27 protein-coding genes are annotated in these 24,279 nt (G+C 35.4%); 9 read left to right on the top strand and 18 right to left on the bottom strand.

The genetic code is table 11. From position 1 onward, the window contains the following. Positions 1–77 precede the first annotated feature (77 nt). Positions 78–761 carry a hypothetical protein gene (locus AC000W_RS02140; protein WP_476658661.1) on the top strand — a complete coding sequence of 228 codons (684 nt, stop codon included), beginning with the start codon at positions 78–80 and terminating at the stop codon, positions 759–761. Here the strand turns inward: AC000W_RS02140 and AC000W_RS02135 are convergent. After that, positions 684–1,373 (bottom strand): thioredoxin family protein, encoded by a 690-nt coding sequence (locus AC000W_RS02135; RefSeq protein WP_474745624.1) that lies wholly within the window; start codon positions 1,371–1,373, stop codon positions 684–686. The two genes, AC000W_RS02140 and AC000W_RS02135, sit on opposite strands and share 78 nt — an antisense overlap. A gap of 69 nt (positions 1,374–1,442) precedes the next feature. On the opposite strand from AC000W_RS02135, the gene AC000W_RS02130 reads away from it, so the two are divergent. Beyond that, complete coding sequence (locus AC000W_RS02130) at positions 1,443–2,006, top strand: DNA-3-methyladenine glycosylase I (protein ID WP_474745623.1); 564 nt, start codon at positions 1,443–1,445, stop codon at positions 2,004–2,006. Between the two features lie 33 nt (positions 2,007–2,039). Here AC000W_RS02130 and aat read toward each other — a convergent pair whose 3' ends face one another. The 3 genes from aat to AC000W_RS02115 form a co-directional block, all read right to left on the bottom strand. Continuing rightward, complete coding sequence (aat, locus tag AC000W_RS02125) at positions 2,040–2,678, bottom strand: leucyl/phenylalanyl-tRNA--protein transferase (protein WP_474745806.1); 639 nt, start codon at positions 2,676–2,678, stop codon at positions 2,040–2,042. A gap of 100 nt (positions 2,679–2,778) precedes the next feature. Then, positions 2,779–3,159: a DUF3127 domain-containing protein gene (locus tag AC000W_RS02120; RefSeq protein ID WP_474745622.1), complete on the bottom strand. Its 381-nt coding sequence runs from the start codon at positions 3,157–3,159 to the stop codon at positions 2,779–2,781. A gap of 30 nt (positions 3,160–3,189) precedes the next feature. Then, the gene (locus AC000W_RS02115; RefSeq protein ID WP_474745620.1) at positions 3,190–3,993 is read right to left on the bottom strand and encodes a class I SAM-dependent methyltransferase; all 804 of its coding nucleotides are present in this window, start codon (positions 3,991–3,993) and stop codon (positions 3,190–3,192) included. A gap of 151 nt (positions 3,994–4,144) precedes the next feature. Here AC000W_RS02115 and AC000W_RS02110 point away from each other — a divergent pair, with 151 nt between their 5' ends. Together AC000W_RS02110 and AC000W_RS02105 are read left to right on the top strand one after the other, a co-directional pair. Continuing rightward, entirely contained in the window at positions 4,145–5,293 is a 1,149-nt protein-coding gene (locus AC000W_RS02110) for a sensor histidine kinase (RefSeq protein ID WP_474745619.1), read from the top strand. A gap of 3 nt (positions 5,294–5,296) precedes the next feature. After that, the gene (locus tag AC000W_RS02105) at positions 5,297–5,653 is read left to right on the top strand and encodes a hypothetical protein (protein WP_474745617.1); all 357 of its coding nucleotides are present in this window, start codon (positions 5,297–5,299) and stop codon (positions 5,651–5,653) included. Here the strand turns inward: AC000W_RS02105 and AC000W_RS02100 are convergent. Beyond that, positions 5,640–6,032, bottom strand: coding sequence for an HIT family protein (locus tag AC000W_RS02100; RefSeq protein ID WP_474745616.1), 393 nt, complete (start codon positions 6,030–6,032; stop codon positions 5,640–5,642). The two genes, AC000W_RS02105 and AC000W_RS02100, sit on opposite strands and share 14 nt — an antisense overlap. Before the next feature lie 77 nt (positions 6,033–6,109). After that, the gene (gene greA / locus AC000W_RS02095; protein WP_474745615.1) at positions 6,110–6,586 is read right to left on the bottom strand and encodes a transcription elongation factor GreA; all 477 of its coding nucleotides are present in this window, start codon (positions 6,584–6,586) and stop codon (positions 6,110–6,112) included. A 112-nt stretch (positions 6,587–6,698) separates the two neighbouring features. On the opposite strand from greA, the gene AC000W_RS02090 reads away from it, so the two are divergent. Next, on the top strand, positions 6,699–7,136 hold the full coding sequence (locus tag AC000W_RS02090; RefSeq protein ID WP_474745613.1) for a Rieske (2Fe-2S) protein: 438 nt from the start codon (positions 6,699–6,701) through the stop codon (positions 7,134–7,136). A 21-nt stretch (positions 7,137–7,157) separates the two neighbouring features. After that, a complete protein-coding gene (locus tag AC000W_RS02085; RefSeq protein ID WP_474745612.1) occupies positions 7,158–8,144 on the top strand; it encodes an aldo/keto reductase in 987 nt (328 codons plus the stop codon). 212 nt (positions 8,145–8,356) lie between these two features. Here the strand turns inward: AC000W_RS02085 and AC000W_RS02080 are convergent, their stop codons facing one another. The 7 genes from AC000W_RS02080 to AC000W_RS02050 form a co-directional block, all read right to left on the bottom strand. Continuing rightward, a complete protein-coding gene (locus AC000W_RS02080) occupies positions 8,357–10,570 on the bottom strand; it encodes a TonB-dependent receptor (RefSeq protein WP_474745611.1) in 2,214 nt (737 codons plus the stop codon). 377 nt (positions 10,571–10,947) lie between these two features. After that, entirely contained in the window at positions 10,948–11,118 is a 171-nt protein-coding gene (locus AC000W_RS02075; RefSeq protein WP_474745610.1) for a hypothetical protein, read from the bottom strand. A 259-nt stretch (positions 11,119–11,377) separates the two neighbouring features. Next, complete coding sequence (locus tag AC000W_RS02070) at positions 11,378–12,916, bottom strand: DUF4301 family protein (protein ID WP_474745608.1); 1,539 nt, start codon at positions 12,914–12,916, stop codon at positions 11,378–11,380. Beyond that, on the bottom strand, positions 12,913–13,479 hold the full coding sequence (locus AC000W_RS02065; RefSeq protein WP_474745606.1) for an AAA family ATPase: 567 nt from the start codon (positions 13,477–13,479) through the stop codon (positions 12,913–12,915). Before AC000W_RS02065 ends, AC000W_RS02070 begins: the two co-directional genes overlap by 4 nt. Then, a complete protein-coding gene (gene pnuC / locus AC000W_RS02060) occupies positions 13,434–14,072 on the bottom strand; it encodes a nicotinamide riboside transporter PnuC (RefSeq protein ID WP_474745604.1) in 639 nt (212 codons plus the stop codon). Before pnuC ends, AC000W_RS02065 begins: the two co-directional genes overlap by 46 nt. After that, the gene (locus tag AC000W_RS02055) at positions 14,056–14,316 is read right to left on the bottom strand and encodes a YkoF family thiamine-binding protein (protein WP_474745602.1); all 261 of its coding nucleotides are present in this window, start codon (positions 14,314–14,316) and stop codon (positions 14,056–14,058) included. Before AC000W_RS02055 ends, pnuC begins: the two co-directional genes overlap by 17 nt. A 27-nt stretch (positions 14,317–14,343) precedes the next feature. After that, positions 14,344–14,982: a 4'-phosphopantetheinyl transferase family protein gene (locus AC000W_RS02050; protein WP_474745601.1), complete on the bottom strand. Its 639-nt coding sequence runs from the start codon at positions 14,980–14,982 to the stop codon at positions 14,344–14,346. A gap of 87 nt (positions 14,983–15,069) precedes the next feature. Here AC000W_RS02050 and ahcY point away from each other — a divergent pair, with 87 nt between their 5' ends. Beyond that, positions 15,070–16,380 carry an adenosylhomocysteinase gene (gene ahcY / locus AC000W_RS02045; RefSeq protein ID WP_474745599.1) on the top strand — a complete coding sequence of 437 codons (1,311 nt, stop codon included), beginning with the start codon at positions 15,070–15,072 and terminating at the stop codon, positions 16,378–16,380. A gap of 90 nt (positions 16,381–16,470) precedes the next feature. On the opposite strand, the gene AC000W_RS02040 is transcribed toward ahcY, so the two are convergent. After that, positions 16,471–17,046, bottom strand: a complete 576-nt coding sequence (locus AC000W_RS02040) for a peptidylprolyl isomerase (protein ID WP_474745597.1) — start codon at positions 17,044–17,046, stop codon at positions 16,471–16,473. Positions 17,047–17,215: 169 nt separating this feature from the next. Here AC000W_RS02040 and AC000W_RS02035 point away from each other — a divergent pair, with 169 nt between their 5' ends. After that, positions 17,216–17,737, top strand: coding sequence for a 5' nucleotidase, NT5C type (locus tag AC000W_RS02035; RefSeq protein ID WP_474745595.1), 522 nt, complete (start codon positions 17,216–17,218; stop codon positions 17,735–17,737). Here the strand turns inward: AC000W_RS02035 and AC000W_RS02030 are convergent. From AC000W_RS02030 to rplU, 4 genes are all read right to left on the bottom strand, one after another. After that, positions 17,729–18,736, bottom strand: a complete 1,008-nt coding sequence (locus AC000W_RS02030) for a phytase (RefSeq protein WP_474745593.1) — start codon at positions 18,734–18,736, stop codon at positions 17,729–17,731. The two genes, AC000W_RS02035 and AC000W_RS02030, sit on opposite strands and share 9 nt — an antisense overlap. 82 nt (positions 18,737–18,818) lie before the next feature. Continuing rightward, entirely contained in the window at positions 18,819–21,668 is a 2,850-nt protein-coding gene (locus AC000W_RS02025) for a TonB-dependent receptor (RefSeq protein ID WP_474745591.1), read from the bottom strand. A 200-nt stretch (positions 21,669–21,868) separates the two neighbouring features. Beyond that, positions 21,869–22,129 carry a 50S ribosomal protein L27 gene (gene rpmA, locus AC000W_RS02020; RefSeq protein ID WP_072765151.1) on the bottom strand — a complete coding sequence of 87 codons (261 nt, stop codon included), beginning with the start codon at positions 22,127–22,129 and terminating at the stop codon, positions 21,869–21,871. A gap of 25 nt (positions 22,130–22,154) precedes the next feature. Then, on the bottom strand, positions 22,155–22,691 hold the full coding sequence (rplU, locus tag AC000W_RS02015) for a 50S ribosomal protein L21 (RefSeq protein WP_474745589.1): 537 nt from the start codon (positions 22,689–22,691) through the stop codon (positions 22,155–22,157). A gap of 265 nt (positions 22,692–22,956) precedes the next feature. On the opposite strand from rplU, the gene AC000W_RS02010 reads away from it, so the two are divergent. Beyond that, positions 22,957–24,279, top strand: a complete 1,323-nt coding sequence (locus AC000W_RS02010) for a M16 family metallopeptidase (RefSeq protein WP_474745587.1) — start codon at positions 22,957–22,959, stop codon at positions 24,277–24,279.

Genomic DNA, 24,279 nt, shown 5'->3' with positions numbered 1-24,279 from the left:
TTTTCAGAAAAAGTGGTTATTATAGCATTATGAACTTAAACCGAAGTCAGTTATCATTTTTAATAACATTCTTCTCCATGTCGCTGGTGGTACTGTCCTTGTACAATATTCATTTAGGCGGACAAGAAAAGGAGGATGAATATGTTATTGAATTATTGTCTGATGAGGAGTTGGAAGAAATTATAAAAGAGGAAGAAAAATTATCCGAGGAACTAGCCCAAAACGACCCCATTAAAAGCCATATGGCCTTTAACGAAACAGCCAAACCCAGTTATGGTGCTCCAGAACCTCTAAAAACTTTGGAGGAAATCTTAGCAGAAAAGGAAGCTAGTGAAGAAAACAGTGAGTCCGATGAAATTTCCGATTCTCTTTCAGAGTACCAGAAGAAAGTAAAAGAACTGGCCAAAAAGAGAGAAGAAAAAAAGCAACTTTTGGGAGAGAGAGAAGCTCAAAAGCAAGAATTCACCAATAATTTAGCAGAAAGAAGAACCTCCGTATCCTACTCATTGGTAGAACGTAATGCATATGCATTACCGCCTCCAATTTACACATGCATTGAAGGTGGCAAAGTGGTCATTAACATCCACGTTAGCTCTTTAGGGCATGTTACCGAAGCAAGTTTTAATGAAAAAAGTTCTGGCACTTCCAATGGGTGCTTAGTAGAAAACGCCATTGCTTATGCCTTAAAGGCCCGTTTTAGTGGGGACTCCAACAAGCCTGAGCAAATTGGAACCATCACCTACGTTTTTCAAAGTAAGTAGTTCCATCAAATCATTCAAAGTAGTTTGCCCCTTATCCTTATTGTACCAAACTTGAAGCTCCTTCTTAAATTCTGCAGTTAACTTCCCATACTTTTTTTTCTGTTTTTCCACCATATCATTTACAGGAGTGGGTCTAGGACCCCAATCCCCCATAACTTCCCCAGTTTCCCTATCTACCATAATCAATTTTGGAATGGACAGGGTATTGTTGTACATAAAACGGTTCATTAACTCCAAATTCTCATCTCTTAAAATAATTTTAAGGTCAATATGGGAATTATGCTCCACTACTTTGTTCATTATTGGCATTGTTTGGGCTGCATCTGCACACCAACTTTCCGTCAAGACAACCCAAATAATTTTTTTATTTAATTTTTGAATCTTGAAAACAGATTCGTCATCAAGTACTATTGTTTTGTCTAACCGCTTCATTCTCCTATCATTTAGTAAAGTATAGTTAGATAAAGCTTCTGACTGAGTATCGCCTGTTGACCTTCCCTCCAAAGCCAATTGGGTCATTGTTTCTCGAAACTTATTATATGAAGCAGCATGTGCCAAGCTCTCTTCTATAAGTTCTTTAGTTGATTTTGACAAGACATTATTTTTGGACATTATCTTCTGTTTTAGAATATTTTATATTGGTAGGCTAAATTTTTAAAAACTTACATATCTTTAATTTCTATGAAAAAACACAAATGTGGTTGGTGTATAGGGGATGACCTTTATGAGGCATACCATGACATGGAATGGGGAGTTCCAGTTAAAGATGATGATACAATATTTGAATTTTTAATCCTTGAAACTTTTCAAGCTGGACTCAGTTGGATTACCGTTCTACGGAAGCGCGAAAATTTTAGAAAAGCCTTTGACAATTTTGACTACAAGAAAATAGCTTCTTATGATGAGTCTAAAATTCAAGACTTATTACAAGACCAAGGTATTATCAGGAACAAATTAAAAGTAAGGGCTACCGTTTCCAATGCCCAAGCATTTATAAAAGTGCAAGAAGAGTTTGGAGCTTTTAGCAAATATATTTGGGGTTTTGTAGATGGAAAACCCATTAAAAACACCTTTAACAACTACAAAGATGCCCCTGGGAATACCCCATTATCAGATGCACTAAGTAAAGACCTAAAAAAGCGAGGGTTTAAATTTGTTGGTAGTACTGTTGTATATGCCTATATGCAGGCGACAGGTATGGTTAACGATCATGAAATAGGGTGTTTTAGGTATAATGAGGTATAGATTTTGTCATTCCTGTTTTTACAGGAATGGCACCTAGTTGTTTTTCAAAATAGCCATAAACTTCTCCCTTGAAATCTCCTCTGCTCCCAAACTTTCTAAATGTTGAGTATACACTTGGCAGTCTATCAACTTATAGTTTTTTTCTTGTAGCTCTTGCACCATATTGATAAAAGCAAATTTGGATGCATTGCTTTTAAGGGCAAACATACTTTCGCCGCAGAAAACATGTCCCAAGTCCACCCCATATAATCCTCCAACCAAAATATCGTCCTCCCACACTTCATAGGATTGGGCAACTCCCAGTTTATACAACTCCAGATAGGCATTTTTCATATCCAAAGTAATCCATGTGCCGTCTTGCCCCTCTCTTTTAACAGTTTTGCACTGGTCTATCACTTTTTCAAAACAAGTGTTCTTTGTCATCTTAAATTGATTACTGGCCAAAACCTTTTTCATGCTTTTGGAAATCTTTAATTTAGAAGGGAACAGTGCCATCCTTGGGTCTGGACTCCACCAAAGAATCATAGAACCCTCATTAAACCATGGAAAAATTCCATTTTTATAAGCCAAAACCAATCGTTCTGGTGACAAATCACCTCCAACTGCCAACAAGCCTTCCTCATTGGCCTGTTCCACAGGAGGAAACTCCAATCTCTTGGACAAAAAATAAATAGGTGATGCTTGTTCTTCTTGGTTCAACGGTTCGGGTTTAAAAAATAAAATCCCATAAGTAACAACCTATGGGATTTAATATTAATTTTCTTCTTAACTTTTAGAAAGGCAAATCATCATGATCTTCCTCATTTAAATCATCCGCAGGTTCAAAAGCATCCATTGGTGGTACAGGTGGAATTTCACCACTTCCACCGGCATCAGATTGAAGACTCTCTATTCTCCATCCTTGGATTGAGTTAAAATATCTGGTTTCTCCTTGTGGATTTACCCATTCCCTGCCTCTTAGATTGATGCTTATTTTTACATCTTGCCCAACAGCATAGCTGTTCAATAAATCACATTTATCTTGTATAAATTCAACCAAAATATGCTGTGGATACTGCTCATCCGTAGTTACTACAATTTCTCGTTTTCTAAAGCCATTGTTACCAAAGGTTTTAGTTTCGTCCAACATTTTTATTTTTCCCTGTACTTCCATTCTCTATTGTTTCTTTTTATTGTTCTCTATTTATTTTGGCAGGCCCAATACATAGGTGCCCAATTTTTTTCCTTTTTTTCTAAACATTACCGCTTTTTCCCATGTATAATCCTCTTTTTCCAATCCATCTAAAAGTATATCCATATCTTTTAAGGTATACATTCTTGGTAAAGAAGCCTGTCCGTCCCATGCATAGCAAATTGGTATAATAGGGATAAGATAAGTAAATACCAATTGACGCCATGTAAGTGGTTTTACAAAAGGGGTCATAAATAACACCATAAGCATTAAAGCTGCTAATGATAGTGGTAATAACAACCACCATAATACCAACGGCATATTATTTTGTCCCATTTCATAAATCAAGAGGGGTTGCCTATTTTCTTGTGCCGATTTTAATATTTTTCTGGCATTCTCAGGATTCATATGGTGAAAACTATTCACCATTGTTTTTAATCCAGCAGGGGCTTTTGCAATATCTGTAGCATCGATAGGGGATTCGTGGAATTTTATACTTGGATTGTTTTCAGAATTGAATTTAGCAACAATGTCTGCATCTGGATATAAATCGGTCATTACCAAATTTACATTCTTGTACCTATCAAAGCTATGGAGTATCTTCATGACTTCTGGCATAGCTCCACCAGCACCAGAACCTAAATCAACAATTTGCTTTTCATTGTTTTTAATAAGGGCCTGTGCTACCAAATTGGCCAAAACATCCCCAACTCCAACTAATTTATGCAATACAACCAACAAATTGGTCATGCATGCTCTTAACCAACTTGGAAACCATTCCTGATCTTCAAACTCAAACAGTTGTATTCTTTTCATTCTCCGTTTTAAAGTGCCAATATCTTAAGTAAATTCTAATTGACAAGGAGCAAATGTAAACAAATTGTAGGGTATTTAAAACCTTTGGTTCTAGCTTAAATACAACATCTTTGGGCAATTTAAGTTATATTTAATGTTAATTACCAACCGGATGAACTTTAATCCAAAAAAGAAGACTTCTAATTTTATTTTACTTATAGCTGTTTTTGCTATTGTTAGTCTTATTCTATGGAATACCAATAGTTTTTTTAAAAAATTTAAGGAAGAGGAACGCTACAAAATGGAAATTTGGGCAACTGCACAGTCAGAGCTGTTACAATCTTCCGAGACGGTAGAACTGGGAAATCTCACTTTAAAAGTATTCCAGAGCAATGCATCTACACCTATGATATTGGTAAACAAAGATGGTTCTATTAGGGTTAATAATATGCCTCAGGAAATTTTGCAAGAAAAAGGGGAAATAGAAAAAATAATGAAAAAGTTTGAAGGTGAGAACAAGCCCATTATTATTGAGGACAAAGGAGAACAATTAGCCACCCTATACTACGGAAACTCAGAAGTCCTTAATAAACTAAAGTACTATCCCATTGCACTTTTGCTTATTATTCTCCTTTTTGGAGCTGTTATTTATTTCCTGTTTAAAACCAATAAAGCGTCTGAGCAAAATAAGCTTTGGGCAGGAATGGCCAAGGAAACAGCCCACCAGATTGGCACGCCGCTTTCTTCTCTTTTAGGTTGGAACGAGCTTCTAAAAAACGAAAAAATAAATCCTGATATAACCAAGGAAATAGAAAAGGATATATCCAGATTGGAGACCATTACAGAACGTTTTTCCAAAATAGGTTCTTTGCCCAAGCTTGAAGAGCATGATATTGTGGAAGAAACCCAGAAAGCCTATGATTATCTTAGATTGAGAAGTTCAAAACTAATTCAATTTTCCTTTAATTCTAAAATAGAGAAAATGCCCGTTCTATTGAACCAATCCCTTTACAATTGGTCCATTGAGAACCTTGTAAAAAATGGGATTGATGCCATGAAGGGCAAAGGCAGTATTTCCATAGAAATTGTTCCAGAAGGAAACCATATAAACGTACTTGTTTCTGATACTGGACATGGAATTCCTAAAAATGATTTCAATAATATTTTTAATCCAGGCTTTACTTCCAAAAAAAGAGGTTGGGGTCTTGGATTGTCTTTAGTTAAAAGGATTGTGGAAGAATATCATCAAGGAAAGGTTAAGGTACTTTCTTCTAGTAAGGAAGGCACCATCATGCAAATATCTTTAAAAACAAATACGTAGACTATGGCGATAGAAAAACTAGAGGTAATTAAAGAGGCGGATTTGACCAATAATTGTCCTGAGTGTTTTAATCAGGATATGAAACTTTCTTTTTATCAAAAGCACAAGTATACCAAATTCTATCACAAGACAACAAGTGATATTTCCAATCAAATAAAATGCAATAAATGCAACTCGGTTATTTATCCAGTAAATTGGACAGAGGATATTGAGCGTATTTTTGATTATTATCAAAAAATGGTAGAACCAAAGAAAAAGTCCGTTCGTTACACTACTTTGTTTTATGTATTGATATTAATGGGCATTGCCTTAGTTGGTGCTGGAGTGTATGCTTATTTGGAAGGACTTATTCAGTTTTAGAGCGAATTTTTTCTGCAATCACTTCAAATTCTTTAGGAGTAAGTGATTCTTTATGCTGAAAAGTAGCATTTTTCATGCTATGCAAGGGAATCAAATGCACATGTACGTGAGGAACTTCCAAGCCAATAACAGTCATCCCAACTCGTTCACAATCAATTGACTGTTCTATTGCTTTTCCCACTTTTCTAGAAAATGCCATAAGCCCTAAAAAAGTCTCTTCATCCAAATCCAAAATCTTGTCAACTTCCTTTTTGGGAATACAAAGTGTATGTCCTTTTGCATTGGGGTTAATATCCAAAAAGGCAAAGAAATTTTTATCCTCTGCTATTTTATAACATGGAATGTCCCCATTAATGATTTTGGTAAAAATACTTGGCATAAATCTCTATTTAAACAAAAATCCCATCGAAATTGATGGGATTAAATATAGACAAATAATTTTTGATTATCAGCTTATCAGCTTCTTGTAATTTCTAAAATATCAAACTTAATGACACCATTAGGAACCTGAACCTCAGCAACATCACCAACACTTTTGCCCAACAATCCTTTTCCAATCGGAGAAGTAACAGATATTTTACCTGCCTTTAAATCAGCCTCACTTTCCGCAACCAATGTATAGCTCATTTCCATACCATTGGCTTGGTTTTTTAATTTAACCGTGGACAATACCAGTGCTTTAGATGTATCTAACTGTGATTCATCTATCAACCTTGCATTGGCCAAAGTCTCTTCCATTTTAGATATTCTAAGTTCTAACAATCCTTGGGCTTCCTTGGCGGCATCATACTCGGCATTCTCAGACAAATCTCCTTTATCCCTAGCCTCTCCAATTGCCTGTGACGCTTTTGGACGCTCAACATCTTTAAGGTGGTTCAGTTCATCTTTCAATTTCTGTAACCCCTCTGCTGTATAATAAGATAAGTTACTCATAGCTTCCTGGTTTTTATAAATACAAAAAATCCCCTTTTTGTAGAGGATTTCATGCAAATATACATATTTTTTGTTCAAATTTGTAGTTCATTAATCAAATACAATCCGCTGAATGAAGGGTTTTTGGGGTATATTATTAGGTGTTTTATTGTTCTCTTGCAATAGTGATAGAACCAATAGAAATCCCTATTTACAAGAAATTGGATTTAGGTTTGATGCCAATCTAAACCTTCCTCTTTATAGCCCATTGACCAATACTGGCAATGCAATATACATTGGTAATCAAACGGTGGGTACGCGTGGTGTTTTTGTCATTAATTCTGGATTTAATGTTTTTAGAGCTTTTGAAGCCAGTTGCCCCAACCATGCTCCAAATTCCTGTTCTACCATGGAATTAAATGGCCAGACGGCTATATGTTCCTGTGAAGACTTTGAGTATAGTCTTTTTACAGGGCAACAATTAAACCGGCCTAATGATGGCAACCGATATTATGATATGTTAGAGTATCATACTACTTTTAGTGGCAACACAGTAACTATTTCTAATTAAACAATACAAATCAACCATAAAATGAACCACAGAAGATTAGGCAAAACAAATTTTAGTATCTCCGAAATATCCCTTGGGACATGGCAAGTAGGTGGAAAATGGGGTTCAGGGTTTGATGATAATTTGGCTGAAAAAATTATAAATGAAGCCATAGATTCTGGCATTAATTTTATTGATACTGCCGATGTTTATGAAACAGGTTTAAGTGAAGCTGCTGTTGGTCGTGTAGTCCGTTCTAGAAGTGAAGAAATTTTTGTAGCAACCAAATGTGGCAGGCAAATAAATCCCCATATTAGTGAGAATTACACGCCCAAAATATTACGAAAATTTGTTGAAGATAGTTTGAAAAACACGGGATTGGAATGTCTGGATTTAATACAATTACATTGCCCCCCAACCGATGTTTATTACAGACCAGAAATATTTGAGCTTTTTGATAGGTTGAAAGATGAGGGTAAAATAAAGAACTTGGGTATAAGTGTAGAGAAAGTAGAAGAAGCTCTAAAAGGAATAGAATTCCCTAACGTAACTACTGTACAGATTATCTTTAATATGTTCCGTCAACGTCCTTCAGAAAAATTCTTTACAGAAGCAAAGAAAAAGGATGTTGGTATTATTGTTCGTGTTCCTTTAGCCAGTGGTCTTCTTACGGGAAAATTCTCGGCAGACACAAAATTTGAAAAAGAGGATCACCGATTCTTTAACCGCGAAGGAGCCGCCTTTGATAAGGGGGAAACTTTTGCTGGTATTCCTTATGAAGTAGGATTAAAAGCAGTTGAAGAACTAAAAACCGTTTTTCCTAAACCTGAAAATCTTGCTCCCTTAGCGTTACGATGGATTTTAGACCATCCAGAAATAAGTTGTATTATCCCTGGGGCATCTAGAAAAGAACATCTGCTTTCTAATAACACCGCTATAAATTTGGCTTCATTAACTAGTGAACAAAATTCTGCTGTAAATACCATTTATGAAGCTCATATTAAGCCTTTTGTGCATCAATTGTGGTAAGATACAAACCACTTAATAATGAAAAAAAGAAACACCCGAATTCTAATGATTATCATTACCATAATTATTCTCTTTCTAATCTGGGCAGAACTTAGCGTTGGTGTTTTTGGTTCTCCTTGGGCAGGGAATTGAAAAATAATTAGATAATAGAAAGAAGTCGAAAACTACTTGATATTTCTCGACTTCTTTCGATAGAACTTTAGACTAGAATACTAAAAAGTTAAGGTTACCCCCAACAAGAAATTAGTGCCTGCTTGCGGGTAATAGCCTGCTCCTTCAATTGTTGTTGTTGCATTTGGATTTGACCATGTATCATCATAGGTATAGAAATATCCGTTAGACACATATTCTTTATTAAATACATTATTAACCAATCCAGAAAATACAATGCTCTTTATAAATGAATTGGTTTCAATTGCATATTGTAAGTTTAAATCCGTTTGGGAATAGGCCTCTAGGATTGAACCATCTGAATCTATATTCCCCATATACTGCTTGCCAACAAACTTACTTAATACGGACAATTGCAGGTTTTTTGTGGGTAAATAGCTCAACATATTTCCTGCTACTAAACTTGGTGAAAAAGCAATATCAGTATTCCCTAAATCTTGTAAAACACCATCTCTTTGAAAAACAAAATCTTTATTCTTATTGGCACTTAAGGCAATATTAGGTTTTAAAATAAATTTATCATTTAGGTTTATAGTAGCATCTATTTCTAGTCCCACTCTATAACTATCCCCAATATTTTCTCTTAACGGAGCACCAACATCATTCAATTCTCCTGTAAGTACCAACTGGTCTTTATAATTCATGTAATACACATTGGTATTCACCTGTACATCTGGAGAAACAAAACGCCAACCCAATTCAAAATCATTTAATTTTTCAGGTTTAGGGTTTCCATTTTCATAATCATTTCTATTGGGTTCTCGGTTAGCAACAGCAAAAGACAAATAGAAGTTGTTTTTTTGATTTAAGTCGAAGATTATACCTGTCTTTGGATTAAAAAAATTGAATGTGTCATCTACTAGACCAGTATCGTCACCATTAGCACTATACCCTACTCTTCTATATTGAAGGTCTCCATAAACACTCCATTGGTCATTTAATTTATAATTGGCCTTAGCGTATACATTAAAGTCCGTTTTCTTGGAGTCATTGTCATAATACCGTTCTCTTATCTCACTATTTCCTGCAAAGCGAGCCCAAATAACTTCCCCAAAATGGGCTCCTTCATAAGTATTCCAGCCGCCACCAAAAATAAGATTCGCCTTTTCATTGGTATAATTTGCCGAGAAAACGGTCCCGTAAAAATCATTATCTAGCCAACGACGACGAATTAAATCGGTCGTGTTCACCTCTTCCCCTTCCATAGTAGTGGGTGTAAATCCATACGTATCAAAATCATCCTCAACTCTGTACTGTTCAAAATACCCTCTTCCGTTTGTATAATGAAAAGCAATGTTGGTCCTCCAATTATCTGAAATTTTTTCGTTCCAAAGGAGTTGGGCGTGATCTTGCTTGTAATTATCCTCCTCATTTTCATAAGTATAATAATTATAACGCCTATCAGAACTTCTCAAATTGTCCGCTTCTGCATCAGAAAGAAAATTGTCCGCTATAAACTGTTCAATACCCTCTTCATCATTATTTATTCTCGCTAAAGGCGTACCGTACCATGCTTGGTACGTTAGTTCATGGCCACCAAAAAGTAAAGCTTTTACCAAGGTATTATCATCCTTATAAGCTCCTTGAAGAAAATAGGACTCCAAATCCGATGATGCCCTATCAATATAACCATCCGACTTAATTTTTGACAATCTTCCAGAAATTTCAACATGATTGTTCAATAACCCAGTACTGAATTTAATATTATTTTTAAGTGTGTTAAAGCTTCCTATGGAAGATGAAATTTGAGCATAGGCTTCATCCGAGACTGCATCAGTCAGCAAATTTAAACTGGCACCAAAGGCACCGGCTCCATTTGTAGATGTGCCCACTCCTCGTTGCAATTGTAAACTCTCTGTAGAAGAAGCAAAGTCTGGCATATTCACCCAAAATGTACCCTGGGATTCCGCATCGTTATATGGAATTCCATTGATGGTCACATTCACACGGGTAGCGTCACTACCTCTCACCCTAATTCCAGTATAGCCAATTCCTGCGCCAGCATCAGTAGTGGTAACCACCCCTGGCAAAAAGTTCATAAGAATAGGGATGTCCTGTCCTAAATTGCGACTTGCAAACTCATCCTTTTTTAGATTGGAAAAAGTAACCGGTGATTCTTTGGTAACACGTACTGCCGAAACTAAAGCCTCGTCTAGCATAATGGTTTTGCTTTTTAAAGAATCTGATTGTTGTTCTTGGGCAGATATGCCCATGGTTAACCCAAAAAGGGTCAATGTTGTGAATATAGTTTTCATTCGTAAAGTATTTACGAATAAAAGGGGCTATTATTCTAATTAAAAAATGATTGTTGTTCAATTAAGAACGATAAAAAAATCCAAACAGCGACTCGCGCATTCCTTAGCAGCATTACCTGCCCAGGTTCATTGGGTATAATCTCAGCCTTTTACAGCACCCCTTTGAGATGGGGCAAATATAATGCAGTGGTCTCTTTCATCATAACAATTTGATGTAAAATTTATTTCCTGAAATAAAAGAATAAAAAAAGGCTGCTTTCGCAGCCTTTCCAACCAAACCAACCAATCTAGGGTTTAACATGAGCTACATTTAAATTGTAGTATATACGCATCCCATGTACCCCAGCCTGATATATGAAATATATCATTAACTTTTCCTAATTGCTGGTCTCCCGATAATCAATAGTTAGTGTTTGTATAGCATTATCCGGTATTTCTTGTGTTATCTTTTCTTCTTTTTCAATCCTCTTATTCAATATTTGTGATGCAACCAAAAATGAAAATATCGCCGCTATTCCAAAGATTAATGATTTAACAAGGTGATTCATTTATTCTTAATTTTTTTAAAAGATTCCTTATTCGTTTTAGATAGTAGCGATGGAATAACAAGACATAAAGCGAAAATAAATGCTGATACGCTTCCTATTAAAAGTGCTATTACTAAATAATCTTTCATTTTAATTATAGTTGGATAAATCTATCCTTGGTTCTCTATTTATTTAGACACCACATTTATTGGAAAGTCACTTTTGGGTATAAAAAAATGCGCATTTATGCGCATTTTGTTGATTTATAGAGTCTTAAAACTTATTTATTCTGATGAGCAGGCTTTAAAAGATCGTTCACCGTTTTAACAGGGTTAAAAGTAATAAGGGGCACTTCTACAAAAATGGTATTCCAAAATGCCATGGCGCCGTTCCATAAACCTGGTAATTCCATTGCCTTAAGGTCTTTTCCTTCCTTTGTCTTCTCTGTTATAAAGCCCTGCTTGTGATCCACAAAATTCAAAAGATTGTACTTTTCCCCATTATAATTTTTTACCGCACATACCAAGTCCACAGGGTTAAAATGGGTTGAGTTCCTTAATATATCAACTTGTGAATCGCTTGACATATCAACTTGTGCAGACTCAATTATTTGGAGAGAAATATGGCCTTGACCATCTCTTATCCAAAAAGGACCACCCCCAGGTTCACCTTCATTTTTAACCATTCCGCATATACGAATAGGTCTATTAATTTTATCTTTTAGTACTTCTATTTGTTCTGCAATACTAAAACTATCAAACTTATCTGAAAACCTTACATTAAGTTCTCTTTCTAAAAAGGTTTTTACATCATTTAACTGTTCTGCAGTAATCTCAATCATTTCCAGTAACGCAGCATACTCAAATGCCTTTTCCTGAACCTGTAAAAGTAATCCTGCCAATGCCTTTTTACTATTACCCACATCTTTAGCAAATTGAGGAACAACTACATTATCAATGTTTTTAATAAAAATTACATCAGCATTCTGTTCATCCAGATTCTCTATCAAGGCTCCGTGACCTCCTGGTCTAAATAAAAGAGAGCCATCAGAATTTCTAAATAAATTATTTTCCATATCAACAGCAACTGTATCGGTTGAAGATTTCTGAAATGAATATCCAACTTTAAAGGATGTTTGAGTGTTCTGTGAAACTCTTTCCCCTACATTATCAAATTCTTCATTGAACATTTTTCCATGTTGTTCGGAAATGGTAAAGTGTAGGTTTGCAATACCATCTGCCTTGGCATAGGCAGATGCCTCATTTAGGTGCTCTTCAAAAGGAGTTGCAGAATACACCCCATAGTTATGAAAAGGCAATAATCCCTTTGGATAAAAACCATAATTAAAACCTTCTTCTAAAAGCATTTGTTTTACAAACAAATACTTTTCTTCATCCTCCGAGGACGTTTTGTCTTTAATAGCGTCTAGAACTAAATCATAAAACGCAAAATTTTGATACCCTTCAAAAAAAGTTTTTAAATCCTTATCTCCTGTTCTTTCTGTATAAGCATCAAAAGACTCATTTGTAGGGTCGTAAGCATCCAGAAAATTGAACAAAGCCTTAAACATTCTTGAAGCTGCTCCAGAAGCAGGGACAAATTTCAATAGAGACAATCCCCCAATGGATTCTTCAAATTTCTTAATTAGTTCTTTTTCTTCGTCTTCAGAAAATTTTAATATCCCATCTGAAATAATTGCGGCTTTTTCTAGTTTTACGAATGGTATCCCTTCCTTAAAAGTTTCAACTTGCTTTATAACTTTTTCCTTTGATATTCCTTTGCTCAATAATTGCTGTAGGTCTTTTTCGCTAAAATTCATTGTGTGTTCAATAGTTGATCTATATGTTTAATGGCTGTGGCCAATCTTGTTTTTTTATCTCCTTTTAAAGTAACAAAATTTCTATTATACTTCTCCAAAGTTTCCTTAAAATATTGAAACATTCTCTCTCTTTCATTGGGTTTATCTCTTAAATCGTCTTCTTCCCAAGGAATATCTATATATGTTAGGAAATAAAAGTCATAGGTGTTCTCTAAAGCATACTTTTCTAGTGTTGGGTCGCAATGCCCTACATAATAGGCTTCTGAATATACTTTTGTTTCCAAAAGGTCTGTATCGCATATTAAAACATCTGTTGCCTTTTTGGTTAAATGGTTTTCCAATTGCATTTGCCCTTCAGCTATAGGCAATAAATCATGCGGCTCACAAGTTTTACGCTCATTGTTCCATTTGTCCTGCAGATACTCTCTAGCATATTCTGGCACCCAAACGGTATTGTAGTGTCTTGCCAATTGTTCGGACAAGGTAGTTTTGCCAGTAGATTCTGGACCAAATAAAACTATTTTAACAATGTCTGAGGGCTCTTGTTTAAATTTTTCTTCCATGCGGAATATCCATAAATGGCAATTATTGTTAGTAAAAAATATAGTATAGAACTAAAAATAAGTCCCTTATATAAATAAAGGGGCACTGTAATTACATTTCCAATTATCCAATAGGTCCAGTTTTCTAACTTTTTCTTTGCCATTAACCACATACCAACAAAAAAAATGGCGGTGGTAATTGTATCTACATACGCTGTCCATACATTGAATTTGTCAAAAATAAAATATACTATGGATACAAATAAAATTGTTGCAAAAAACAACAAAATGGACCATTTTTTTTCTTTATTGTTAGTTTTAGTAATGGGTATGTAATGGCTCTCATCTACCTTTCTGGTCCATACATACCATCCCACAATACTCATTATAAAATAATAGGCATTAATTAACATATCCCCCAAAAGCCCATAGACCAATAAAATATAAACTGCTATTCCCGTTCCTATTAACCCTGTTGGGAAAACTAAAATATTCTCTCTCTTTGAGTAAATAACGCTCAATAAAGCAAAAAAAACACTTATAAGCTCCAATATGACAAGATGGGTTGGCACACCCTCATATTGTGCAAAAATCCAATCAAAAATGTGGCTCATACTTACTTCGGTCAGATTTTACTATTTTCATGTATAAAAGTCCTTTGTCCATCAATTCAAAGGCTTCTTTAATTTCAGCTTTTAGAACACCCAAAACCTCATCATATTCCCCATAAACCTGGGTACTCAAGGGATTTTCCAAAACAGTAAGTCCTGAAGACCGTAGTTTTTTAATGAAATTGATAATAGGTTCTTCAAAAGTATCTTGAAGGGGTGTCAATGTTAATTCTACTGATATGTTCATGTATTAGTTTTTTATTTAAACTACTCCTTAATCACTATTTAAAATAGCATACACACAGGTGAAATCTTCAAACTCCACAAAATAGACTTTGTATAAAGAGGCTACTCCTTTATAAAGAATTTCTGCCGTTGTCATTTCATCATCCAAAGAAAAATCATTCACATTAATATGTTGTAAAAAGCTTAATCCATGGGTAGAATATATTTTATAAAGAGATTCCTTTGCACCCCAAACCATGGTCAGTTTACGAATAATTGCATCCGTATTTGCCAAAGTTCTGTACTCATCAATAGGAGTAAATTTATGAGCTATTGTTAAAATTTTATCTCGTTGTTTTTCAATATCTATTCCTACTTCATCCTCATCTGCAACTATGATACCCGTAAAATGCCTAGAGTGCGTTATAGAAATAAACTTTCCATCTTTTAAGTGGGGTTTTCCAGCAGCATCATAAAACAAATCAAAATCTGTATAGCCCGCTTCTGCTAATAAATGACGTATGCTAAGAAAGCCTTTTCTATGCATTTCCGACTTCATCCCATTAAAACGATCTTGACAGTGAGGAGTTAAAGCTATATTTTTAGAAAGTACCGCCTCTGTTTCTTCAATCTTCCAGATGTAAACCTTAATTGTTGGTAATACCGTTATAGTTTTATAAAGAGGCATGGGAATATTTAACTTATTGTTACCTTTGCAGTCACTATTTTCTGGTGAAAATCATAGAGAACAACGAAAGTAAAAATAAAAAAGGATATGAGTACAGAAACTATCCCATACATACCATATAAAGTAAAAGATATTACCCTTGCTGAATGGGGAAGAAAAGAGATTGAGTTAGCCGAAGCTGAAATGCCAGGTCTTATGTCTTTACGTGATGAATATGGTGCATCACAACCTTTAAAAGGTGCTCGTATTGCAGGTTGTCTGCACATGACAATACAAACAGCTGTTTTAATTGAAACATTGGTTGCCCTTGGTGCAGATGTTACTTGGAGTTCTTGTAATATATTTTCTACCCAAGATCATGCTGCTGCTGCCATAGCTGCTGCTGGTATTCCTGTGTATGCATGGAAAGGAATGACCGAAGAAGAGTTTGATTTGTGTATTGAGCAAACATTGTTCTTTGGTGAGGATAGACAACCTTTAAATCTTATTCTGGATGATGGTGGTGATCTTACCAATATGGTATTGGACAAATACCCAGAGTTGGCACAGGGAATCAATGGTTTAAGTGAAGAGACCACAACAGGCGTTCACCGTTTGTATGACCGTATGAAAGCTGGAACATTACCTATGCCGGCCATTAATGTGAATGATAGTGTTACCAAATCTAAATTTGATAATAAATACGGATGTCGGGAGAGTGCAGTGGATGCCATTCGCCGCGCAACAGATGTTATGTTGGCTGGGAAACGTGTAGTAGTTTGTGGGTATGGTGATGTAGGAAAAGGTACAGCTGCTTCTTTTAAAGGAGCCGGCAGTATTGTAACCGTTACAGAAATCGACCCAATTTGTGCTTTACAAGCAGCCATGGATGGATTTGAGGTAAAAAGATTGGAAACCATAGTTGGGAATGCTGATGTGGTAATCACCACAACTGGAAACAAGGATATTGTACAAGGAAAACATTTTGAAGCCATGAAAGACAAGACCATTGTCTGTAACATTGGCCATTTTGATAATGAGATTGATGTAGCTTGGTTGAATGCAAATTCCAAAAAAGTGGAAATTAAACCACAGGTTGACAAGTACAACATCAACGGGAACGATATTATTCTTTTGGCAGAAGGTCGTTTGGTAAATTTGGGTTGCGCCACAGGACATCCTAGTTTTGTAATGAGCAACTCCTTTACGAACCAAACATTGGCTCAATTGGAGCTATGGACCAATAGAGATGCCTATAAAAATGAGGTTTATATGCTACCAAAACATTTGGACGAAAAAGTAGCAAAACTACATTTGGCAAAAATTGGTGTAGAGCTTACAGAATTACGTGAGGACCAAGCAGAATATATTGGCGTTACTGTAAAAGGCCCATTTAAACCGGAATATTATAGGTATTAAGAACCGTCCCCCTGAACTGGTTTCAGGGTCTTGAACAAAGTAAAGCCCTTCAAAATTTTGAAGGGCTTTTTTATACTATCGTCTTTAAAATTATTCAAAATCTGGGTACAATTCTTTTAAATCGGTTTCTTTTATGGAAATTATATTAACATCCAAAGTAATTGGTGTTAAAGGTGTATTTGTGGAATCTCTTTCCACATTTACAATGGCATCAATAACATCCATCCTTTTTATAACTTTTCCAAATACGGTATAATCACCATCTAACCGATGCAATCCGTCTTTATTCTGTACAATGTAAAATTGACACCGAGCTGAAAGTTTGTCCGGATTACCATCCCTGCCAGCACCCAAAGCGCCATATTCGTGCAAAAGAGATTCGTTGAATTCTGGTTCCAACAAATACTCCGGATCATTGAACCCCTCAGGAGTATCGGGACAACCACCTTGTGCCACAAAATCTGGAATAACCCTGTTAAAGGTCAAAGAATCCCAATATTCATCATTTGCCAGTTGTATAAAACTTGCTTTGTGCATTGGGGTTTCATTGTACAGCCATACCAAAATCTCTCCCATTGGAGTTTGTATCTGTCCTATTTGATATTCCTTTTCTTTTATACAGGATAACAATAAAATTACTGCGAATATTAAAATCGTTCTTTTCATATTGAAGTATTGTTAACAGAGCACTAAAAATATAAAATTAAATCAGTCTTGAGAGCAAGTCCAACCAATTATAAGCTTACATGCTACTTTTAGGGAAATAAAGAAATATGGGTCGCCAATTCTTCCATAATCCTGTTGTTTTTCAGAACTTCGTTTAAAATTTGATGCTATGACTATTTTTGTTGATATGGATGAGGTAATTGCCGATACCTACGGTGCCCATGTAGAAATTTATAATAAGGACTTTAATGAGAATTTGACAGTTAAGGAATGCTGGGGCAAAGAAGTATGGCAGGTTGTACCAGAAGAAAGACATGCCAGCGTTCGCAACCATGCTAATAACATTGGTTTTTTTAAGGACCTAAAACCCATAAAAGACAGTCAAGAAGTAATGAGGGAACTATCAGCAATGCATGAACTGTATATTGCGTCTGCAGCTATGCAGTTTCCTAACTCATTAAAAGAAAAAAGTGATTGGTTGGACAAATATTTTCCTTTTATAGATTGGACAAAACGTATTCTATGCGGCCATAAATTTATTTTAAGGGGAGATGTCCTAATTGATGACCGCAGCTACAATTTAGAACATTTTGAGGGCAGGCCACTTCTATTTACTTCTGGTCATAACATTCATGAAACAGATTTTGAACGGGTAAATACGTGGCAAGAAGTTGCAGATAAATTACTTTAAATCTAATTTATCTAAATCATAAAAATAAAAATTTTTCTCATCGTTCATTGCCACAAAAAGACCATTTGGAAAATTAACTCCCAAAGAAACCGTTACCATATCACAACCATCAGTTTCCAAAGTGGAAAGGTTTATGGCCTTAACAAATGTATTGTCCCTTCTAGAAAAAATATTGAATTGCCCTTCTTGTTGGTCTGATACAATAATAAAGCCTTCCCCATTGGGATAGTTAGCTATTGCTATTCCCTCTATATCCTTTTTAAAAAACTCACCACCAAAACAACTCAACTCATTATTTCCCATAGAAGGTTCTGCATAGTATTTTCTAATACAGTGTTGTTCATCAGAATAATAAACATAACCTAATTCATCATCTATAGCAATGGCTTCTATTTCCTTCTTACCACTGAACTTTCCAAACTTTCGAATCAATTTGGCATTTACCCCAAGACTGTCCGAATGGAATGCATATTGATACAAATAATTGTCTGCTGGACCTATTTTTCTTCCAACAATGGCATAAACACTACTATCCTTAGGAGATTTATACAAACTAACACCCATGGGAAGTTTATTTTCTAGCTGAGGTTCATCATCGAAAACAGAAAAACCACCACCGTCCAAGGGTTGCATATCTGGGACGGAAAAAAGACGAATTTGTTGTTTTTCCCTTTCCGTAAAAACTAGAACATCAACAGTTATGGAATCATTCAATTTAAATCCATATTCCACATCCACATTGTTAGGTCGCTCTATATTCCTAATTATTTTCTCTTCAATAATTTTTCCATCCAAATCAAAGGCATAAATGGCTCCATTGGTTTCTTTATCGGTGCCAAAAACAATGCTTTTTGATGCATCATCGGGATTAATCCAAATGGCTGGATCATCAGTATCATTCAATGTGTTTTCAGTAATTAGGGTTGGCGAAATCGCAGGTAGACTATTTCTATTGCAACCTGTTACTATAATTATTATAAAAATAATAAGTACTCTCATTTTTTCTAAATATTAAAAACAAAAATCGTCTCCCTCAGACACTTAAGGGTCTAGACAATTTTTGAACCTTATTAAAGGTCTGTTATTTTTTAAACAAGTCATATTTAAGTCCAAAAGTAAATCTTTGTCCATAATATTCAACTTGTTGTGTACGTTCCTTCACACTTTGGAAATAGCGCAATGGCTGATTGGTAATGTTATTAATATCAGCATAAATTTGTAAGTTTTTATTGATTGTAAAACTTGTATTAAAATCCATAAAAAACTGCTCATCATAATACCTATCCTCAAATGCATTCCCTCCTATTTCATCTATATACGAATCTGAATAGTTAGCAGAAAGTCTGGCGCTAAATTTTTTGTCTGCATAGCCTAGAGAACCATTAAACATATTTGGAGCTGTGTTTGGCAAGTCTAAATCTGTACGTTCATCTCCATCTTCATTTCTTATACCATCAGCACTTGAAGTCAGATAAGTGTAATTTAGATATAGGCTGAAATTTTTGGCAAATCCTGGAAGGAAATCCAACTGTTTTTGAAAAGCTGCCTCAATACCAAATACTGATGCATCATCTCCATTCATTGGTTGAAAAATATCAAATCCTGTAGTACCAGTCCCATACGAGTCGTTCGCTACCTCACCTTGGAAAACATAAATAAAATCTTTGATGCTCTTATAAAATAGCCCCCCAGATACTATTCCTACACTTTTAAAATAGTGCTCGGCCATTAAATCAAAGTTCATTGAAGTGGTTGGGTCCAAATCTGAATTACCAACAAAAACTTCTTCATCTCCTAAAACCACATCTACTGTAGGTGTTAAATCCACATAGTTTGGTCTTGCAAGTGTATTTGTCCATGAAAAACGAAAGACAGTCTGGTTGTTAAGGTCATATTTAAAATGCACGCCTGGTAAAAAGTTGGTATAAGAACTCTCTTCTGTAACGGTACCTATAAGGTCTTCTTCATCTTCAATTTCATTACCCGTGGCCGTAATACTTGTGTTTTCTACTCTAAAACCGAATAGAACTCCCAATTTATCAGATAATTTTTGATTGGTCATAGCATAAGCCGCCCAGACATTTTCTTCAACATCAAAATTTTTCCTTAAAAACTCATCTGTGATAGGTTCTCCTCCAGTTAAATTTAAGCCTCCTAACCATTCTTCACTTGCATACAAACCTGCTTGGTATTGGCTACCCGCCAAATAATCTGGGTCTGAATAATCTTTTGTTGGCACCGCCACTAAAGTGGGGAAATCATCTTCTAAATCAAACTCAAAAAAATCATTGTCTCTGGTTTTGGTTTTAAACCTACCTCTTGCTCCAAATTTAATTGACCCATCTCCCTTACCAAAGAAATCTGAAGGCACTTCAAAATTCAAGAAGAAATTAATATCCTCTTCCTCTGTATATTGATTTTCCTCTGTAATTTCATCAAACTCAAAACTAGCTAAGTCATTTGCATCTGCAGCATTTTCAGCTGTAAACAATGGAAATTCAGAATTTGTATTGCTATTGATAATATATTCGGATTCATATCTAGCGTATCTTTCATTCAATCGTTCTTCTGAGGCTTTCGCAAAAGAGCCCATCCAATCAATTTTTAAACTTCCCATTAAATGGTTACCTCCTAAGGTATAATTCTGCATGCGCTGATCCTCTAACCTGCGGTTCTTGTTCCTATCACTATCAATCCCTCCTTTAGTTTGTCTTTTAATTTCTACAGGAAATCTTGTTGGTATACCATTAGTTATGCTATAGTCTCCTACTCCTATATCCTCTCCATCTAGAATCTCATATTCTACCCTAAAACGATTTTCACGATCATCTCTCCAGTTATACATGGTCTTTAAAAAAATATTATTGTTGGCATTAAATTGATAATCCAAATTTGCCAAAAAACTTCTTCTTATACGTTGCACCAAATATGTTCTTTGTTGGAACTCTTTAGCGTAAGGATTTACATCTTCTTCATCTAATATGGGTTCCCCCTCCTCATCGTCTACACCTGTATAATATTCAAACTCATCGGTCCACTCAGCTTCAACGTTGTCAGAACCAAAATCATTATCATTCATAGAGGCAGACAACATCCAACCAAACTTACCATCTTCACTTCTGTCTCCTAATAAGAAAGAACCATTTAATATGGCTTTGTCTGTTATAAAATTAATTCCAGACCCTAAATTTGTAGATAAACGAAACCCTTGTGGCGCTGTCCTTGTTATAAGGTTTACAGAACCACCCAATGCATCGGCATCCATATCTGGGGTAACCGCTTTATTCACTTCTATTGTCTGAATCATGTCTGACGGAATTAAATCCATTTGAACATTTCTATTATCCCCTTCTGCTGAAGGAATTCTACTGCCATTTAAAGTAACCGAATTCAATTGTGGTGATAGTCCACGAACAATAATATTTCTAGCCTCACCCTGATCTACCTGCATAGTAATTCCGGGAATTCTTTTTATAGCATCACCTATGTTAGCATCAGGAAATTTTCCAATTTGATCCGTAGAAACAACATTGGTAATATTTAAGTTGGTCTTTTGAGTATTTAAGGCTCTAGACTGACCACTTAAGCCATAGGCTATAACTTCTACCCCTTCCAGCTCCAAACTTTTTGGAGCCATTATAATTTTAACAGATATTGTTTCTCCTGCAATGACTTCTACCTGCTGTTCTACATCTGCATATCCCAAATAAGAAATGCTAATGGTATGGCTGCCTTCTGAGACACCAACAAGGGTAAAGCGACCATCAAAATCGGTAATTGCTCCTTTGCCTAAATTAGAAACCAAAACGTTGGCCCCCGGAACATAAATTCCATTTTCGTCGGAAATAGTTCCTTGAATGTTTCCTTCTTGGGCAAAAAGAAATAAGGTAAATAATAGGTAACTAAATAAGGATATTGTAATTTTTTGCATTTTCATTGAGTTTGTTGATTCTAACCCGCAAGGTATATGTATCAACTTTTTTCAATGTTATTTCATTTTGAAGTTTATGTGATTTTTATATGAAAACTGGAAGTTTTTAATCTTTTGGAAACATTAAAGTAACAGATATGGTCATAAAACAAAAAAACCCTTTCCGAACGGAAAGGGTTTCAAATTAAATATTCTGTTTCTTATGCCTCAAAAGGCTCAATGGAAACATAAGATTTTCCACCAGCTTTCTTTTGAAACTTTACCAAGCCGTCTACTTTAGCATGTAATGTATGGTCTTTACCAGCATATACATTCTCTCCTGGATTGTGTTTTGTACCACGTTGTCTTACTATGATATTTCCAGCAATGGCAGCTTGTCCACCAAAAATCTTAACACCTAAGCGTTTCGATTCTGACTCTCTACCGTTTTTAGAACTACCAACACCTTTTTTATGTGCCATGATATATTGTTTTTATTCGTTTTTCTTATTTACTTAAAGCAGCTACAATATCAGCCTTCTTCATAGAAGATGTTAATTCTACTCCTTTTGCTTTTGCCAATTCTTTCAATTCAGCAACTGTCTTTTTGCTTAAATCCTCGGTTGCCTTTGGAGCTTCTTTTTTAGGAGCAGCCTTCTTGGGCGCAGCAGCCTTAGCTTTTGGAGCAACTTCTTTTTTAGGCTCTGCTTTAGGAGCAGCTTTCTTAGCTCCTTTAGCAACAATCTCTTCAATAACCAATTCGGTTAAATACTGGCGATGCCCATTTTTCTTTCTGTAACCTTTACGTCTTTTCTTCTTAAAGACAATTACTTTGTCTCCTTTAAGGTGTTTAACGACTTTTGCCTCAACAGCGGCTCCGTCTATAGCTGGGGCGCCAATTGTAATGCTCTTGCCATCTTCAATAAGAAGAACGTTATCAAAAGAAACTTTGTTTCCTTCGTCTTCTTGTAAACGGTGAACATACACTTTTTGGTCTTTTGCAACTTTAAATTGCTGCCCTGCTATCTCTACGATTGCATACATAAATGTGTATTTTTTTATTTAAAACAACTACCTATTTTTTTTCAATAGGCGGGTGCAAATATACTGCTAATTCCGTATTCTACAAGCAATTTGTCCAAAAAAATAAGCCTTCTTTCAATTCATAATAAGGCAAACAGCCTTTTTCTTTTAAATTCTTGTTAAAGACGTGGGAAATTCTTCCATAATTCAATAAAAAATATACATTCGTGTAACACTTTTTGGCTATAATGGACTCATAGTTATAAATAATTTAAACACTAAAAAAATGAAAAAACAAAACTACTACGTCTTTTTCATACTTTTTGCATTTGGGCTGCTATCTGCCCAAGAAGTTGCTTTTGAGGAGTATGATTTAGACAACGGTCTCCATGTAATTTTGCATCAGGACAATGGTGCCCCTGTTGTTACTACAGCAGTAATGTACCATGTTGGTGCAAAAGACGAAAATCCAGAAAAAACAGGATTTGCTCACTTTTTTGAACATTTATTATTTGAAGGTACCAAGAACATTGAACGCGGTGATTGGTTTAAGATTGTTTCTGCCAATGGAGGAAGCAACAATGCCAACACAACCCAGGATAGAACCTATTATTATGAAGTATTTCCATCTAACAATTTAAAATTGGGACTTTGGATGGAGTCTGAAAGAATGATGCATTCCATTATCAATCAAATAGGTGTGGACACCCAAAAAGAAGTGGTGCAAGAAGAACGCAGATTGCGTTATGACAATGCCCCTTATGGAAGATGGAGAGAGCAAATGTTCATTAACCTATTTAAAAAACATCCTTATCGTTGGCAGACCATTGGTTCCCTGGAACATTTAGCTTCGGCAACCTTAGACGATTTTAAAGATTTCAACAAAATCTACTATGTGCCCAATAATGCGGCACTTGTTGTTGCTGGAGACATAGACGTTGCCGAGACCAAAAAAATGATTGCCGATTATTTTGGCCCCATCCCAAAAGGCGCGGATATTGAAAGACATACTTTTATTGAAGACCCAATAACTGAAACCGTAAAGACAAAGTTTCATGATTCTAACATTCAAATTCCTGCAATTTTAATGGGATATAGAACTCCAGCACAAATCGAAAGGGATGCTTATGTGCTGGATATGGTCTCCACATATTTAAGTGATGGAAAAAGTTCCAAACTATATAAAAAGTTGGTGGACGAAAAGAAAATGGCTCTTCAAGTATTTGCCTTTAATGGGTCACAGGAAGATTATGGAGCCTATGTTGTAGGGGCTTTGCCCGTTGGCGAAACTTCATTAGACGATATCAAAAAAGAAATAGATGAAGAAATTGCAAAAATGCAATCGGAACTCATTTCTGAAAAAGATTATCAAAAACTTCAGAACAAGTTTGAAAACAATTTTGTGAACTCTAATAGCAGTATTCAAGGTATTGCAAATTCCTTGGCAAGAAATTATATGCTTTATGATAACACCAACCTTATTAATAGCGAAATTGATATTTATAGATCTATCACTCGCGAGGAAATAAAGGAGGTTGCCAGCAAATATTTAAACGTAAATCAAAGGGTAGAATTGGAATATTTACCTGAACAACAAAATGCCAATTAA

The sequence above is a fragment of the Saonia sp. genome, from assembly GCF_056326165.1.
This window is presented reverse-complemented; position numbering and strand designations above follow the sequence as displayed.

Bases quoted from the DNA above. Each gene is read 5' to 3' on its own strand.
- AC000W_RS02140 (WP_476658661.1), top strand. From the start codon at position 78: ATGTCGCTGGTGGTACTGTCCTTGTACAATATTCATTTAGGCGGACAA.
- AC000W_RS02135 (WP_474745624.1), bottom strand. From the start codon at position 1,373: ATGTCCAAAAATAATGTCTTGTCAAAATCAACTAAAGAACTTATAGAA.
- AC000W_RS02130 (WP_474745623.1), top strand. From the start codon at position 1,443: ATGAAAAAACACAAATGTGGTTGGTGTATAGGGGATGACCTTTATGAG.
- AC000W_RS02120 (WP_474745622.1), bottom strand. From the start codon at position 3,159: ATGGAAGTACAGGGAAAAATAAAAATGTTGGACGAAACTAAAACCTTT.
- AC000W_RS02115 (WP_474745620.1), bottom strand. From the start codon at position 3,993: ATGAAAAGAATACAACTGTTTGAGTTTGAAGATCAGGAATGGTTTCCA.
- AC000W_RS02110 (WP_474745619.1), top strand. From the start codon at position 4,145: ATGAACTTTAATCCAAAAAAGAAGACTTCTAATTTTATTTTACTTATA.
- AC000W_RS02105 (WP_474745617.1), top strand. From the start codon at position 5,297: ATGGCGATAGAAAAACTAGAGGTAATTAAAGAGGCGGATTTGACCAAT.
- AC000W_RS02100 (WP_474745616.1), bottom strand. From the start codon at position 6,032: ATGCCAAGTATTTTTACCAAAATCATTAATGGGGACATTCCATGTTAT.
- greA (WP_474745615.1), bottom strand. From the start codon at position 6,586: ATGAGTAACTTATCTTATTATACAGCAGAGGGGTTACAGAAATTGAAA.
- AC000W_RS02090 (WP_474745613.1), top strand. From the start codon at position 6,699: ATGAAGGGTTTTTGGGGTATATTATTAGGTGTTTTATTGTTCTCTTGC.
- AC000W_RS02085 (WP_474745612.1), top strand. From the start codon at position 7,158: ATGAACCACAGAAGATTAGGCAAAACAAATTTTAGTATCTCCGAAATA.
- AC000W_RS02080 (WP_474745611.1), bottom strand. From the start codon at position 10,570: ATGAAAACTATATTCACAACATTGACCCTTTTTGGGTTAACCATGGGC.
- AC000W_RS02075 (WP_474745610.1), bottom strand. From the start codon at position 11,118: ATGAATCACCTTGTTAAATCATTAATCTTTGGAATAGCGGCGATATTT.
- AC000W_RS02070 (WP_474745608.1), bottom strand. From the start codon at position 12,916: ATGAATTTTAGCGAAAAAGACCTACAGCAATTATTGAGCAAAGGAATA.
- AC000W_RS02065 (WP_474745606.1), bottom strand. From the start codon at position 13,479: ATGGAAGAAAAATTTAAACAAGAGCCCTCAGACATTGTTAAAATAGTT.
- pnuC (WP_474745604.1), bottom strand. From the start codon at position 14,072: ATGAGCCACATTTTTGATTGGATTTTTGCACAATATGAGGGTGTGCCA.
- AC000W_RS02055 (WP_474745602.1), bottom strand. From the start codon at position 14,316: ATGAACATATCAGTAGAATTAACATTGACACCCCTTCAAGATACTTTT.
- AC000W_RS02050 (WP_474745601.1), bottom strand. From the start codon at position 14,982: ATGCCTCTTTATAAAACTATAACGGTATTACCAACAATTAAGGTTTAC.
- ahcY (WP_474745599.1), top strand. From the start codon at position 15,070: ATGAGTACAGAAACTATCCCATACATACCATATAAAGTAAAAGATATT.
- AC000W_RS02040 (WP_474745597.1), bottom strand. From the start codon at position 17,046: ATGAAAAGAACGATTTTAATATTCGCAGTAATTTTATTGTTATCCTGT.
- AC000W_RS02035 (WP_474745595.1), top strand. From the start codon at position 17,216: ATGACTATTTTTGTTGATATGGATGAGGTAATTGCCGATACCTACGGT.
- AC000W_RS02030 (WP_474745593.1), bottom strand. From the start codon at position 18,736: ATGAGAGTACTTATTATTTTTATAATAATTATAGTAACAGGTTGCAAT.
- AC000W_RS02025 (WP_474745591.1), bottom strand. From the start codon at position 21,668: ATGCAAAAAATTACAATATCCTTATTTAGTTACCTATTATTTACCTTA.
- rpmA (WP_072765151.1), bottom strand. From the start codon at position 22,129: ATGGCACATAAAAAAGGTGTTGGTAGTTCTAAAAACGGTAGAGAGTCA.
- rplU (WP_474745589.1), bottom strand. From the start codon at position 22,691: ATGTATGCAATCGTAGAGATAGCAGGGCAGCAATTTAAAGTTGCAAAA.
- AC000W_RS02010 (WP_474745587.1), top strand. From the start codon at position 22,957: ATGAAAAAACAAAACTACTACGTCTTTTTCATACTTTTTGCATTTGGG.